Annotated in this window: 15 protein-coding genes; 5 read left to right on the top strand and 10 right to left on the bottom strand. The window is 67.7% G+C overall.

Annotated features, from left to right (window positions below):
- Window positions 1–38: 38 nt before the first annotated feature.
- Together U6115_RS01195 and U6115_RS01200 are read right to left on the bottom strand one after the other, a co-directional pair.
- Window positions 39–494, bottom strand: a complete 456-nt coding sequence (locus U6115_RS01195) for a MarR family winged helix-turn-helix transcriptional regulator (protein WP_043574866.1) — start codon at window positions 492–494, stop codon at window positions 39–41.
- A gap of 130 nt (window positions 495–624) precedes the next feature.
- The gene (locus tag U6115_RS01200) at window positions 625–1,032 is read right to left on the bottom strand and encodes a hypothetical protein (protein ID WP_043574867.1); all 408 of its coding nucleotides are present in this window, start codon (window positions 1,030–1,032) and stop codon (window positions 625–627) included.
- A 186-nt stretch (window positions 1,033–1,218) separates the two neighbouring features.
- Here U6115_RS01200 and U6115_RS01205 point away from each other — a divergent pair, with 186 nt between their 5' ends.
- Both U6115_RS01205 and U6115_RS01210 read left to right on the top strand, forming a co-directional pair.
- The gene (locus tag U6115_RS01205) at window positions 1,219–1,800 is read left to right on the top strand and encodes a YqiA/YcfP family alpha/beta fold hydrolase (protein ID WP_043574869.1); all 582 of its coding nucleotides are present in this window, start codon (window positions 1,219–1,221) and stop codon (window positions 1,798–1,800) included.
- 79 nt (window positions 1,801–1,879) lie between these two features.
- Entirely contained in the window at window positions 1,880–2,854 is a 975-nt protein-coding gene (locus U6115_RS01210) for a quinone oxidoreductase family protein (RefSeq protein WP_043574871.1), read from the top strand.
- Here U6115_RS01210 and U6115_RS01215 read toward each other — a convergent pair whose 3' ends face one another.
- Entirely contained in the window at window positions 2,855–3,229 is a 375-nt protein-coding gene (locus U6115_RS01215; RefSeq protein WP_052258031.1) for a hypothetical protein, read from the bottom strand.
- A gap of 45 nt (window positions 3,230–3,274) precedes the next feature.
- The gene (locus U6115_RS01220) at window positions 3,275–3,610 is read right to left on the bottom strand and encodes a hypothetical protein (protein ID WP_043574873.1); all 336 of its coding nucleotides are present in this window, start codon (window positions 3,608–3,610) and stop codon (window positions 3,275–3,277) included.
- A 356-nt stretch (window positions 3,611–3,966) separates the two neighbouring features.
- Between U6115_RS01220 and ompR the strand changes: the two genes are divergently transcribed.
- A complete protein-coding gene (ompR, locus tag U6115_RS01225; RefSeq protein WP_043574875.1) occupies window positions 3,967–4,692 on the top strand; it encodes an osmolarity response regulator transcription factor OmpR in 726 nt (241 codons plus the stop codon).
- 3 nt (window positions 4,693–4,695) lie between these two features.
- Window positions 4,696–5,997: an ATP-binding protein gene (locus U6115_RS01230; protein ID WP_043574877.1), complete on the top strand. Its 1,302-nt coding sequence runs from the start codon at window positions 4,696–4,698 to the stop codon at window positions 5,995–5,997.
- Window positions 5,998–6,396: 399 nt separating this feature from the next.
- Here U6115_RS01230 and U6115_RS01235 read toward each other — a convergent pair whose 3' ends face one another.
- From U6115_RS01235 to U6115_RS01250, 4 genes are all read right to left on the bottom strand, one after another.
- The gene (locus U6115_RS01235) at window positions 6,397–7,257 is read right to left on the bottom strand and encodes a DMT family transporter (RefSeq protein WP_230623358.1); all 861 of its coding nucleotides are present in this window, start codon (window positions 7,255–7,257) and stop codon (window positions 6,397–6,399) included.
- Window positions 7,245–8,132, bottom strand: a complete 888-nt coding sequence (locus U6115_RS01240; protein ID WP_043574879.1) for a methylated-DNA--[protein]-cysteine S-methyltransferase — start codon at window positions 8,130–8,132, stop codon at window positions 7,245–7,247. Before U6115_RS01240 ends, U6115_RS01235 begins: the two co-directional genes overlap by 13 nt.
- A gap of 1 nt (window position 8,133) precedes the next feature.
- Window positions 8,134–8,604, bottom strand: coding sequence for a DUF1203 domain-containing protein (locus U6115_RS01245; protein ID WP_043574882.1), 471 nt, complete (start codon window positions 8,602–8,604; stop codon window positions 8,134–8,136).
- Between the two features lie 82 nt (window positions 8,605–8,686).
- Entirely contained in the window at window positions 8,687–9,289 is a 603-nt protein-coding gene (locus U6115_RS01250; RefSeq protein WP_043574884.1) for a CBS domain-containing protein, read from the bottom strand.
- Between the two features lie 168 nt (window positions 9,290–9,457).
- On the opposite strand from U6115_RS01250, the gene U6115_RS01255 reads away from it, so the two are divergent.
- Complete coding sequence (locus U6115_RS01255) at window positions 9,458–10,180, top strand: hypothetical protein (protein WP_230623359.1); 723 nt, start codon at window positions 9,458–9,460, stop codon at window positions 10,178–10,180.
- 74 nt (window positions 10,181–10,254) lie between these two features.
- Here U6115_RS01255 and waaA read toward each other — a convergent pair whose 3' ends face one another.
- Window positions 10,255–11,520: a lipid IV(A) 3-deoxy-D-manno-octulosonic acid transferase gene (gene waaA / locus U6115_RS01260; protein ID WP_043574887.1), complete on the bottom strand. Its 1,266-nt coding sequence runs from the start codon at window positions 11,518–11,520 to the stop codon at window positions 10,255–10,257.
- Window positions 11,517–12,476: a lipopolysaccharide heptosyltransferase I gene (waaC, locus tag U6115_RS01265; protein ID WP_043575163.1), complete on the bottom strand. Its 960-nt coding sequence runs from the start codon at window positions 12,474–12,476 to the stop codon at window positions 11,517–11,519. The genes waaA and waaC overlap by 4 nt, the downstream gene beginning before the upstream one ends.
- Window positions 12,477–13,129 lie beyond the last annotated feature (653 nt).

Here is a 13,129-nt window from a genome sequence, read left to right on the forward strand (position 1 = left end):
TAAATCGTGCACTATTCAAATCATAAAACCTGCCGGTTTCATGGCAGCAACTGGTCGCGCAACGCGCCCAGCGCCGCGCGCAACTGCCGCGCCTCCGGCAGCGGCAGTCCGCTGCGGCATAGCATCTGCCGCGGAATCGCTTCCGCCTGGCGTCGCAGATCGCGCCCGGCCTCGCTCAGCCTCACCACCACCACCCGCTCGTCGCTGGACAGCCGTTCGCGCAGCAGCCAGCCCGCCGCCTCCATCCGCTTCAAAAGCGGCGTCAGCGTCGCCGAATCCAGGTAGAGCCGGGCGCCGATGTCGGACACTGAACGCTGGTCCTGCTCCCACAACACCAGCAACACCAGATACTGCGAATAGGTGAGGCCAAGCGGCTTCAGGCTGTCGCGGTAGGCCTTGTTCATCGCCAGCGAGGCGGAATACAGGGCGAAGCACAATTGCTGGTCCAGCCGCAACGCGTCGGCGTCGGAGGGAAGGGTCGGTTTGCTTTCCATGCCCTCGATAATAAATAGCGCGCTATTTATTTGCAAGCAACTCCTGCATCGCCCGCCGAGCCTATCTCTGCCGCCGCTCGGACACAACCGGAACCCGCCCGCTTGCGGCGGGCCCCGGCCAACCGGCGCCTCAGGCGGCCACGCGCACCGGGCCGCGCCCCAAGTCCGCCAGCGACTGGCACACCTGGTGCCAGTCGGGCAGGCTGCGCACGCCTTGCAGGATGATGCGGGCCAACGCCTCGTTGCAAACTTCCGGACCGAACTGCATCAGCATTTCGTGCAGCGCGAAACGCAAGGTATGGCTGCCTTGCAGCAGAGCGTCCACTTCGTCGTGAACTTCGGCGCACGCCCGCATTTCGCCCTGGGCGTTCCATTGCACCTGATGGCGCGGACAGAAGCCGGAGCGGATCAGCGCCAGGTCGCTGTCCAGATCCTGCGCGAACAGCAGGGCGCTGTGCTGCAGATAGCCGCAGGCCACGATCAGGCTTTCCAGCGAATGCGGGGCGGCTGTCGGCGCGGCGGCGGGCAGGGTGGTCATGTCGTTTTCTCCTCGATATTTATATTTGTCGCTTATTTGAGCATCCGCCGCGGCCGGATGACAATGGCCGGCATCGCGCGAAAAGTGCTTTTACTCCAAATTTACACGCCGGTCGACCGTCGGCGGCAACTGACAAGCGCGATTCCGCGTCGTAACATCCAGACCATCACATCGGCGGCAAACTTCATGCACATCGTCTATCTGCACGGCTTCAATTCCAGCCCGCAATCGCTCAAGGCCGGCGAAACCGCCGCCTGGCTGGCCCGACACGCGCCCGACATCACGTTCCACTGCCCGCGGCTGTCGCCGCATCCGGCCGAGGCCATCCGCCAGGCCGGCGAACTGCTGGCCTCGCTGCCGGCGGACACGCTCTTGATCGGCAGCTCGCTCGGCGGCTTCTACGCCGGCTTCCTGGCCGAACAGCAAAATCGTCCGGCGGCGCTGATCAATCCGGCGGTGCGGCCGGACCGCGATCTGGCACGTTTCGCCGGCGAGCAGACCAACCCGTACACCGGCGAGGTTTACACGCTGGGAGACGCCGACCTGGCCGCGCTGCAGGCGCAGCGGGTGGAAAAACCCAGCCCGGCGCGCTACTGGCTGCTGCTGGGCAGCCGCGATGAGGTGCTGGATTGGCGCGAAGCCGCGGCGCATTATCGCCACAGCCGGCAAACTGTATTCAATGGCGACGACCACCGTCTGAACAACTGGCCGAAGGTATTGCCGGAAATCGTCGCCTGGGCGCGCCGGCAATTGTCCATCCCGGCTTGACGGCCCGTTCGCCTATCGCCACTTGCCGCCGCTGCGGCGCCGGCGCAGACTGATCCGCCATACTTGCAAGGAGCGCCCCATGAGCCACAGCATCGTGTTTTCCGCAACCGGCGGCCCGGACGTGCTGCGCCTGGTCGAAACGTCGATTGGCGCGCCCGCGGCCGGCGAAGTCCGCTTGCGCCATACCGCCATCGGCGTCAATTTCATCGACACCTACCAGCGCAGCGGCCTCTACCCGCTGCCTTTGCCCAGCGGCCTCGGCAGCGAAGCCGCCGGCGTGGTGGAGGCGGTGGGCGCCGGGGTGGACTGGCTGGCGCCGGGCGACCGCGTCGCCTATGCCGGCGGCCCGTTGGGCGCTTACGCCGCTGAGCGGCTGATCGCGGCGCAGCACCTGCTGAAACTGCCCGACGGCGTGGCGGACGAAACCGCCGCCTGCGCAATGCTGCAGGGCATGACCGTGGAGTATCTGGTGCAGCGCACCTACCCGGTGCAAGCGGGGCAGACCGTGCTGTGGCATGCCGCCGCTGGCGGCGTCGGCCAGATCGCGCTGCAATGGCTGACGGCGATGGGGGTGAACGTGATCGCCACCGTCGGCTCGCCGGCCAAGGCGGAAATCGCCCGCCGGCTGGGCGCCGCCCATGTGATCGACTACCGCGCGGAAGACGTGGTGGCGCGGGTGCGCGAGCTCACCTCCGGCCAGGGCGTGCCGGTCGCGTACGATTCGGTGGGCAAGGACACCTTTCAGATTTCGCTGGCCTGCCTGGCGCCGCGCGGCATGCTGGTCAGCTTCGGCAACGCGTCGGGCCCGGTGCCGGCGGTGTCGCCGCTGGAATTGACCAAGCACGGCTCCTTGTTCCTCACCCGTCCCAAGCTGGGAGACTACACCGCCACTCGCGCGGAATTGGAACAGTCCAGCCAGGCGCTGTTCGAGCGGCTGCTGGACGGCCGGATCCGGCTGGCGCCGTCGCACCGCTATCCGCTGGCCGAAGCCGCCCAGGCCCACCGCGATCTGGAGCAGCGCCGCACCACCGGCTCCATCATCCTGTTGCCCTGATCAATCGGCGAGCGGCAGCGGTTTCGGGCAGGGCTGGGCCGAACGCGGGCAGTCTCCGGCCGGCAGCCTCTCGTCTATGCACTGGCGCCGGGAGGCGCCAGTCATGCCTTCGCAGGAGGCCTGCGCCGCCAGCAACGCCTCGCAGCGCTTGGCGTCGCGCTGGCGCTGGCAGCTCAATGGGGGGGTATAGTAGGAGAGGCAGGCGCGGCGGCGCGACTCGGCCAGGTCAAGACAACTGCGCAGGCCCTGCTGATGGAGCAGGCAGCGCTGCGGCGCGACGGCGCGGCCGCAATCCTCATCGGCCGCCGCCCGAGCCTGCAGGCAGAACAGCAGCAGGCCGACCCCGGCGCAGACGCGCCGACCCCATCCAGACATCCCCTGTGGTTTCATCACTGCGTCCTTTCCCGAGCGGACGACGAATCATTCGGACTGGTTCTGCTGTTGTTCCTGTCTACGCTTATCCTGCCAAAAATTCGGCTTGGCGGGAACCGCTTGCGCGTGGCCATCCGCAGCGGGCGGCAGCAGGCGGTTGGATTGGTGCTTGATCGGATCGAACGCCATATCGCCATTCTTCGCCGCCTCGCGCTGGCGCAGATTGCGCAGGCGGCGGTTTTCCGGGCATTGCGGATCGGCCTGGCAAGACGCCGGCCGGCCCTCGGCGCTGCGGGCCGGGCCGCGCGGATGGAAACCCTGCGCCAGCGCCGCCTGTTGCGCAAACAGGCTGCCCCACAGCAGAATGATCAGATATCGCTTCATGTCGGCATTTTATCCTGTCTATGACAACCGCTGCCATGACCACTCGGGATGGCCTGGCTGGCCGCGTCCGTCCGCGGGCGGGACCGCAAGCGCCAACCGCCGCAAAGCGGCCGCGCGGCCGGAACGCCGCGGAGCTGCCAAATGCTTGATTACGCTGGCGATTGCGTTCCGGGAGCCGGATCAGGCTTTCCCCTTGTCCCAGCTTAGGGCCAAGCGTTTGCTCAGACGTCTGCGCCGGCCGCACAATTGTTAACGACTGTATCGCGACGGACGGGCTTAACATCTGTAAAAACAAGGCCTGCCAGCAGCAGGGCGCGCGCCGCTAAGCTGGCAGCCTGAACACTGAGGAAAACCACATGGAACACAATAAAATCCTGGTCGTGGACGACGATGCCAAGCTGCGCGAGCTGCTGACCCGTTATCTGACCCAACAGGGTTACAGCGTGGAAACCCTGCCCGATCCCAAGGACCTGGACCGCAAGCTGGCGCGCAACCGCCCCGACCTGATCGTGCTGGACGTGATGATGCCGGGCGAAGACGGCCTGGCGGTGGTGCGCCGCCTGCGCGCCCAGGGCGAATCGCTGCCGGTCATCATGCTGACCGCCCGCGGCGAAGACATCGACCGCATCCTCGGCCTGGAAATGGGCGCCGACGACTACCTGCCCAAGCCGTTCAACCCGCGCGAGCTGACCGCGCGCATCCAGTCGGTGCTGCGCCGCCATCACACCACCCCGGCGCTGGCCGCCCAGCACAACGCCGACGACGTGGTGGAGTTCGGCGAATTCCTGCTCAACCTCGGCCAGCGCGAACTGCGCCGCAGCGGCCAGGCCATCGCGCTGACCAGCGCCGAATTCGCGGTGCTGTCGGTGCTGGTCAACCACCCGCGCCGCCCGCTCACCCGCGAACAACTGATGGAGCTGGCGCTGGGCAAGGGCAACGGCGAATCGCTGGACCGCAGCATCGACGTGCACATCTCGCGCCTGCGCAAGGCGCTGGAAAACGGCGACAGCCAGCTGCGCTACATCCAGACGGTGTGGGGCTACGGCTACGTGTTCGTGCCGGACGGCTCGCCCAGGGAGTAAGCCTTGTTACGCAAGCTGTTCGGTTCGCTGTTCTTCCGGCTGGCGCTGCTGATGGTGGCGGTGGTGATCGCCACCCAGCTGTTCACCATCTCGCTGGCCAACCACGAGCGGCACAAGCTGCTGGAGCGCCAGCTGTACATCCAGGTGCTGGACACGCTGTCCTATCTGGAAGACTCGATGACCGGCATGAGCAACGAGGAGAGGCAGGCCTTTCTGGACAATTACAACCGTCCCGGCCTGCCCAGCCTGCTGCCGTTCAACGCCGACCACGGCCAGAACTTCGCCGACGACCTGCCCAAGATCGGCGCGATGCTGGCGCAGCGGCTGTCGCACGACCTGAACGAGCCTATCCAGGCGCATTACGCGCGGCGCGAGGACCACAGCGAATTGTGGGTGCACGTGCACGTGCTGGATCAGCCGTACTGGCTGGTGATTCCGTTCGGCCGCTACCGCGACCGCTGGATCAACCCGATGCTGCAGGCGTCGCTGCTGGCGGCGCTGTTCGCCACCGTCCTGGCCTCGCTGTTCGCCTGGCGCATCACGCGGCCGATCAGCCGGGTGGTGATGGCCAGCCGCGAGCTGGCCGGCGGCTCGATGCCGCAAGCCATTCCGGAAACCGGCCCGCGCGAAGTGCAGCTGTTGGCGCACAACTTCAACGGCATGGCCCAGGCGCTGGACAACGCCGCGCGCGAGCGGCGGCTGATGCTGGCCGGCCTGTCGCACGACCTGCGCACGCCGCTGACCCGGCTGAAACTGACGCTTGAGATGCAGGAAACCAGCCACGACCAGCACGACATGCTGCTGGACATCGACGAATTGTCGCGCATCGTGCGCCAGTTCATCGACTTCGCCCGCGCCGAGGAAACCAGCCGCCAGGAACCGCTGGCGCTGGCCGACCTGGCCGCCAGCGTGGTGGCGCGCTTCCGCCGCGAGGACATGGATGTGAAGCTGGACGCGCGCAGCGAGCCTGAGCTGCAGGCCGACGCGCTGGCGCTGGAGCGCCTGCTGAGCAATCTGCTGGAAAACGCGCGCCGCTACGGCCAGCCGCCGGTGGTGGTCAGGGTGGAGCAAGGCGACGGCGAAGTGGTGCTGAGCGTGATAGACCACGGCCAGGGCATTCCCGAGGCGCTGCGCGAAACCGCGCTGGCGCCGTTCGAGCGCCTGGCCGAGCACCGCGGCACCGACGGTGGCAGCGGCCTCGGCCTCGCCATCGTCTCCCGCATCGTCAAGCAGCACGGCGGCCGGCTGGAGCTGGCCGACGAGGACGGCGGCTTCAAGGTGGCGATCCACCTGCCGCAGGCCTGAAATCGGGCCGGGCCCGCGGCCCGGTCCGCCTCAGCGGAAACGCAGCATCATCCACAGGCCGGCCAGGCTAAGCCCCAGCCCGCCCAGCGAAGGCTGTCCGCGAAACAGCCGCCAGCCCAGCGGAGCAAGGCGGTGCTCAGCACATTGGCGCTGAGCGCTGCATAGTCCACGCGGTAAGCCAGCAGAAATCCCAACTCGATTCCCGATATTCCCCGCTCCCCCCGAGGCAGCTCGCGTTCAGCGCCGCCCGTCCGGCAGCCACATCGCCAGGCCATCACTGGCCAACGCTACCGGGTGCCGCTGAAAAGCTCCCGCCACGCAAGGGGCCGGCCCGGGCGGCGGCGCGCTGCCAACATCGCCATCGGTACCGCTGGCCTTGTAGCGCACCGCCGCGCCGGACTAGCGCCGCCCCAGCAACAGCACCCCGCCCAGGATCAGCGCCGCCGCCAGCAGCATGGCCGGACTCAGCGCCTCGCCCAGGAACAGCACACCCCACAGCACGCCGAACACCGGCACAAGGTAAGTGACGCCGCTGGCGCGGGTGGCGCCCAGCCTGGCGATCAGCCGGTAGAAAATCAGGTAGGCCAGCGCGGTGCATAGCCAGGCCAGCGCCAGCAAGGCCAGCCAGGCGCGCGCCGGAATCGGCCCGGCCGGCCACGCCCACGCCGCCAGCGGCAGCATCAGCAGGGCGCCGCTGGCCAACCCGCCGCCGGCAGTAGCCAAGGGCGGCAGGCCGGGCAGCCGGCGCCGCACCATCTGTCCCGCCCAGCCGTAGCTGGCGGTGGCGCCCAGCATCGCCAGCACCGGCCATGGACCGGCGGCGTCGAAACCGGCGCCGCGGCCGCGCAGCAATACCAGCACCCCGGCCAAACCCAGCGCCAGGCCGGCCAGCCGCGGCGGCGTCAGCTTTTCCCCGGCCAGCGGCCAGGCCCACAGCGCGGTCATCAGCGGCGTGGTGGCGTTCAGCACCGACGCCATGCCGGCCGGCAACGACAATTGCGCCCAGGCGATCAGGCAGAAGGGAAAGGCGGTAAGGAAGATACCGGTCAGCGCGATGTCCGGCCAATGCGCGCGCCATACCGCCAATTGGCCGCGCCAGGCCATCAGCGGCAGCAGCGCGCAGGCAGCCAGGCCCACCCGCAGCGCGATCAGCGCCAGCGGGCCGAACACCGGCGCGGCGATGCGCATGAACAGAAAGGACGCGCCCCAGATGGCGGCCAGCAGCGTCAGCCAGGCCGCTTCGCGCCTCAGGCCAACCACGCCGCCGGCTCCGGCCGCGCGGCCAGTTGCGCGCTTTCCCAACCCAGCAGCTCGGCCTTGCGCGTTTCGCCCCAGCGGTACTGGCCCAGCGCGCCCTCGGCGCGGATCACCCGGTGGCAGGGAATCAGCCAGGCCACCGGATTGGCGCCCACCGCGCCGCCGACCGCCCGCGCCGCCTGCGGCCGGCCCATGCCGGCGGCCAGCTGGCCATAGCTGACCAGGCTGCCGTATGGCACGGCCAGCAGCGCGCGCCACACCTGGATCTGGAAATTGCTGCCCTGCACCCGCAGCGCGAGCGGCGGGCCTTCGCGCGGCGATAGCGGCGAAAACAACCGCTCGGCCAGCGCGCGCGCGGCGCCGGGCTGATAGCGCAGCCGCGCCTGCGGCCATTGTCCATGCAGCCAGGCCTCGGCCGCGGCCTCGTCGGCGACGAATTGCAGCGCGCAGACGCCGCGCGCGGTCTGCGCCAGCAGCAGCGGGCCGAAGCGGCTGGCCTCCACGCTCCAGCCTATGTCCAGGCCGGCGCCGCCGCGCTGGTATTCGCCCGGCGTCATCGCCTCCAGCGTGACGAAAAGATCGTGCAGGCGGCTGCCGCCGGACAGGCCCAGTTCATGCGCCAGCGGCAGCACCGGCACCCCGGCCGCCAGCCGCGCCTTGGCCGCCTCGCAAGTGAGTTGCTGGATGAAGCGCTTGGGACTGACGCCGGCCCACTGCGTGAACAGGCGCTGCAGCCGCGATTCGGAAAGATGCAGCGCGGCGGCCAGATCGGCCAGCCGCGGCTGTTGGCCGGCGTGCGCCACCAGGTAGCGGATCGCGTCGGCCATGCGGTGGTAGTCGCGGCCGGCTTCGGCGCCGGCAAGCAGGGTTTCGCTCATGTCAGTTCCCCCGATTCAGCCGCAGCGCGTAGCAGCCGTGGGCGGGAAAGCGCAGCATGGCGAAAGCGATGTCGGCGCGCGCCTGCCATTGCCGCAGCCGCTCGGCCAATTGGTCCCAGGCCGGCAACGCCGCCTCCAGCATCGATTGCCCGGCGTCGTAGGCGCGCAGCGCGGGGGCGTCGCGGAAATAACCGGGCCCGGCCAGCAAGACGTCCAGCGACGGCAGGCTTTCCGCCTGCGGCTCAGCCGCCAGGAATACCGGGCCGAACTCGCGGTACGGGCCATCCAGTCGGAATGGACTGTAGCTGGCCAGGATCAGCGCCTCGCCCGGACGGGCGCGCCGCAGCGCGTCGCGCAGCGGTTCGCCTCCTCGCGCGGCCAGACGCCGCACCGGCTGCCCCAGCGCGTCCACGCCTTCGCGCCGCGCCCGCTGGATGAAGGCGGGCGCCAGGGTTTCGATCTGCCAGTCCATGTCTTTCTCTCCTTCGGCGCTGTCTATCATGCCCGAAGTCTAAGAAAGCGCCAGCGCGGCGGCGACCCGATTCTTGCCGAAATCAGCCGGTGTACAGCAGCGAGTACTGGATTTCCGACAAGGCCTGCGGCACCCGGATGAACGACAGCGGCATGCCCAGCAAGCGCGCCATGTGGCTGGTGGAGAACAGGCCGCACACTTCGTGATGGCCGCTGGCCGGATTCTGCTCCACCACCAGCGCGTGCTGGCGGCCCAGCTGCTTCATCGTCGCCACCAGCTGGCCGACATTGGCCGCCGCCACGTCGTCCAGCCGCAACGCGTCCAGCTTGTCGCGCGGCGTCATCACGTCGCCGACCAGCACATCGGCGTGGTGCTTGCCATGCTCCTTCATGCACTGGATCGGCCGTTCGCCCAGCAGGTCCACCGCGGTCACCAGTCCCAGCAGGCTGCCGTCGCCGTCATGGACGAACAACAGGCGGATGCCGTGGCTGATCATGCGCTGGTGCGCCTCGCGCAGGCCGGCGTCGGCGGAAATCCCCACCGGATTGACCAGCCGCAGGTCGGTCATCACGGCCAGGGCCGGGCTGTGCGCATGGATCGGGGGGTGGGGGCGCTGCTCCAGTTGCACCAGGTCGGTGGTGCGTGGCAGAGTCAGGGTGGGCAAGGGTTGAAAATCGTTAGCCATGGAGGCTCCTCGCAGGGCAATACAGGGCGGTGCAGGCTGCCCAGCCCGTTGCGGACAGCCCAGCTTTCACGTTAGCGGAAAAGCCGCCCGAGTTCAGCGTCGCGGCGGGGAACTTTGCGTTTACGCCAGGCCTCTTTAATGTCTTTGTGCTAAGTGTTCGATAAAACTATGAATCATGACGGTTTTCGCCGGCCGCGCGCCGGCTTCTCCCCGCTTTGGCCCCTGGTCCTGTTGCTGCCGGCGGTTCTCTCCGCCGCCGCCCGCGCCGACGGCTGGCCCTATCCGGGCTGGCGCGACGACGCCGACACCCGCGTCAAAGCGCTGGCGCTGCTGCAAACCGTCAACGCCACCTTGCTGAGCAACAGCAGCGCCACCCGCACGCTGCAGCAATGGTGCGCCGATCACCGGCTGGCCGCCGAGCCGCGCATCCGCGCGCTGCGCGACCGCGACGTGCGCAAGCCCGCTGACGCCGACATCCGCCGCCAGCTGCAGGTGGGCGCCGCCGAAACCATAGGCTACCGCCGCGTTCAGCTGGCCTGCGGCGACCATGTGCTGTCCGAAGCCGACAACTGGTATGTGCCGTCGCGCCTCAGCCCGGAAATGAACCGCCTGCTGGACACCACCGACACGCCGTTCGGCGCGGCGGTGCGGGCGCTGGACTTCACCCGCCGCACCGAGCAGGCCAGAGTGCTGTGGTCGCCGCTGGCGCCGGGCTGGGAAATGCGGCCGCAGGCGCCGGCCGCCGCGCAACGCGCGCTGGACATCCCCGAACAGGTGATCCAGCACCGCGCCGTGCTGTACCGCGACGGCAATGTGCCGTTCAGCCTGGTGGTGGAAACCTACCGCCGCGACCTGTTCGCCTTCGCGCTGACGCCGCCCGCCGCGCCGTAAGCGCCGCCCCGCATGAAAAAAGCCGTCTTCCCGCGAGGGTGGACGGCTTTTGCCTTGCCGATGCCGCGGATGGTTTAGCTCGCGTCCAGCGTCGCGCGGATCACTTCCAGCATGCGCTGGCTGGCGCCGCGATGGGCCTGGCGGAACGCCGCCGCGCCCTCGCGCATCGCCGCGCGCCGCTCGGGGTCGGCCAGCAGCGAGAGCGCCAGCGCCACCATTTCGGCGGCGTCGGCCACCTGGCGCGCCGCGCCGGCCGCCTGCGCGTCGGCGGCGGCCTGCTGGAAATTGAACACCGACGGGCCGAACAGCGCCGGCACGCCGGCGATCGCCGGCTCGATCAGGTTATGGCAGCCGAAAGGCAGCAGGCTGCCGCCGATGAAGGCGACGTCGCAAGCGCCAAGATAGCCGAACATCTCGCCCATGCTGTCGCCCAGCCACACCTGGGTGTCCTCCGCCACCGCGGCGCCGTCGCTGCGGCGCTGCAGCTTCAGACCGCGCTCGGCCGCCAGCTCCGCCACCGCCTGCAGCCGCTCCGGGTGGCGCGGCGCCAACACCAGCAGCGCGTCGCCGACCGCGTCGCCGGCCGCGAGCCAGGCGTCCAGAATCAGCGCCTCCTCGCCTTCGCGGGTGCTGGCGCACAGCAGCGCCTGGCGCGCGCCTATGCGCTGGCGGAAGCCATCCGCCAGTTGCATCTGTTCTGCCGGAATCTCTATATCATATTTGCTGTTGCCGCAAACCGTGATGTTTTCCGCGCCTATCTTCCGGAAACGATCGGCATCAGCTGCCGTTTGGGCGGCAACAGCAGCCAAATCCCGCATGGCTGGGCGAATCAGCCCCAGGATGCGGCGATAGCCTTTCAGCGATTTGTCCGACAGTCTGGCGTTGGCCAAAACCAGCGGCACCCGCTGGGCGGCGGCGGCGTGGATCAGGTTGGGCCACAGCTCGGTTTCCATCAGCACGCCGCAGCGCGGCCGGTAGGCGGCGAGGAAGTCGGCGGCGGCCTGTGGATAATCGTAGGGCAGGTAGCGCACCTCGGCGTCCGGGTACAGCGCTTCGGCGGTGGCGCGGCCGGTCGGGGTCATCTGGGTCAGCAGCAGCGGCGCGTCCGGCCACAGCCGGCGCAAGGCCGCCACCAGCGGCTGCGCGGCGCGGGTTTCGCCCACCGACACCGCGTGGATCCAGATCGCGCCGACGGCGCGCGGCTGCAAGACCCGGCCGAAACGCTCGTCCCAGTGCAATAGATAGGCCGGCGCCTGTTTCGCGCGCTTTCTCAGATAACGGCGGATCAGCGGCGTCAGCGTCCGCCACAGCGCGCCGTACAAGCAGCGCTGCCAGCTCACGTCCAGTCCCGCCGCGATCGCAGCGCCCGCAGCACCTCATCCACCTGCGGACACTGGCCGATATTGCCCAGATTGGTCGCCCACGGCGTTTCCACCACGCCGGTCTGCTGCGGATCGGTATCGGTGTAGATCGCCGCCAATGGCACGTTCAGCGCGTTGGCCAGGTGGGCGAGGCCGGTATCCACGCCGACCACCGCGCTGGCATGGCCCAGCAAGCCGGCGGCTTCCACCAGGCTCATCTTCGGCGCCACCACCGCGGCCGGCATCCGCCCGGCCAGCCTTTCGGCGCGGGCTTTTTCAGCGTCGTTGCCCCAGGGCAGCACCATCACCATGTCGTGCTGATTGGACAGGCGTTCGCCCAGCTCCACCCAATTCGCCTCCGGCCATTCCTTGGAGGCGCGGCTGGTGGCATGCAGCAGCACCGCGTAACGGCCGGAAAGCATCCACGACGGCCGCTCTCCGGCCGCCACGCCGAAGCTAGGCTCGCCTTGCGGCTGGTAGCCGAAGCTCAGGCCGAACAGCCGGCGGTTGCGTTCTATCGCTGACAACCGGCGCGATACCGAATGTTTCTTGTCGTAAAACAGGCTGGCCAGCGCCTCGCGCGCGCTGCTCCAGTCCAGGCCGGCCAGCGGCGCGGCGGCCCAGCGCGCCGGGATCGCGCTTTTCAGCAAGCCCTGGCTGTCCAGCACCAGGTCGAAATGGGTGTCGCGCAGTTGCCGTTTCAGCGCCTTCAGTTCGCGCCAGGCGGCAGGCTGCAGCAAACGCTTGCGCCAGCTGCGCCAGCGCAGGGTCAGCACTTCGGCGACCTGCGGATGCAGCCGGGCGATGTCGGCGAAGCTTTCCTCGGTCAGCCAGCTCAGCCGGATATTGGGGTAATGCGTTTTCAGCTCGGTGATGGCGGGCCAGGTGTGGATAAGGTCGCCCATCGACGAGGTGCGCACAATCAGCACATTCATCATGGCGGGCATTGTACCCGAGCAGGGCTGTGGTTAACCAAGCAAAATCCCTCCGCAAGGAATGTGGATAAACAGCTGTTGATAAGCGGCGGCGGATTTATCCACAATCTGCCCAACCTTTGCGCGCTGCAATAATCCCATGGCTATCAACAGGACAAGATGATGAAAATCATGGATTTTTCAGGATTGTCCACAATATTCTCCGCCTTCAGCATTATCATCATTTTATAGCTGCGTTAAAGAAACAACGGTGAGGAATGGACACTTGGGCGGCAAAAAAAACCGTTCACAGCAACAAGGGCACTTCCCGTTGCCAGCATGTGGAAAACTGCCTGTCTGCAGAAAAGACCAAACTTATCCACAACTAGCCAGCACGCAACAACCATGGCTGACAACAACTTTCCATCACGATCAAGATATTGAATTTAAACGGATAAATATACTTATCAACAGGACTGGGCCATCTTCTACCAGTTTCTTCAATATAAAAATGGGAATACAAGAAAAGAAACGGCAAGGCAGAACAAGGCTGGACTCAAGACAGACAACTCTCTGGGAAAACAGGAAAAAACGTCTGCAAGGACGTGGTTTGGAAAACATGGCAAGACTTGTGGATCACCCAAGCCGAAGGGGGAACTGCTCGATAGCCTGCA

It is taken from the genome of Chromobacterium subtsugae, from assembly GCF_035919665.1.
In the GTDB taxonomy this organism is placed as follows: Bacteria; Pseudomonadota; Gammaproteobacteria; order Burkholderiales; family Chromobacteriaceae; genus Chromobacterium; species Chromobacterium subtsugae.

Coding starts and splice junctions, on each gene's coding strand:
- U6115_RS01195 (WP_043574866.1), bottom strand. CDS start 494: ATGGAAAGCAAACCGACCCTTCCCTCCGACGCCGACGCGTTGCGGCTG.
- U6115_RS01200 (WP_043574867.1), bottom strand. CDS start 1,032: ATGACCACCCTGCCCGCCGCCGCGCCGACAGCCGCCCCGCATTCGCTG.
- U6115_RS01205 (WP_043574869.1), top strand. CDS start 1,219: ATGCACATCGTCTATCTGCACGGCTTCAATTCCAGCCCGCAATCGCTC.
- U6115_RS01210 (WP_043574871.1), top strand. CDS start 1,880: ATGAGCCACAGCATCGTGTTTTCCGCAACCGGCGGCCCGGACGTGCTG.
- U6115_RS01215 (WP_052258031.1), bottom strand. CDS start 3,229: ATGTCTGGATGGGGTCGGCGCGTCTGCGCCGGGGTCGGCCTGCTGCTG.
- U6115_RS01220 (WP_043574873.1), bottom strand. CDS start 3,610: ATGAAGCGATATCTGATCATTCTGCTGTGGGGCAGCCTGTTTGCGCAA.
- ompR (WP_043574875.1), top strand. CDS start 3,967: ATGGAACACAATAAAATCCTGGTCGTGGACGACGATGCCAAGCTGCGC.
- U6115_RS01240 (WP_043574879.1), bottom strand. CDS start 8,132: ATGAGCGAAACCCTGCTTGCCGGCGCCGAAGCCGGCCGCGACTACCAC.
- U6115_RS01245 (WP_043574882.1), bottom strand. CDS start 8,604: ATGGACTGGCAGATCGAAACCCTGGCGCCCGCCTTCATCCAGCGGGCG.
- U6115_RS01250 (WP_043574884.1), bottom strand. CDS start 9,289: ATGGCTAACGATTTTCAACCCTTGCCCACCCTGACTCTGCCACGCACC.
- U6115_RS01255 (WP_230623359.1), top strand. CDS start 9,458: ATGAATCATGACGGTTTTCGCCGGCCGCGCGCCGGCTTCTCCCCGCTT.
- waaC (WP_043575163.1), bottom strand. CDS start 12,476: ATGAATGTGCTGATTGTGCGCACCTCGTCGATGGGCGACCTTATCCAC.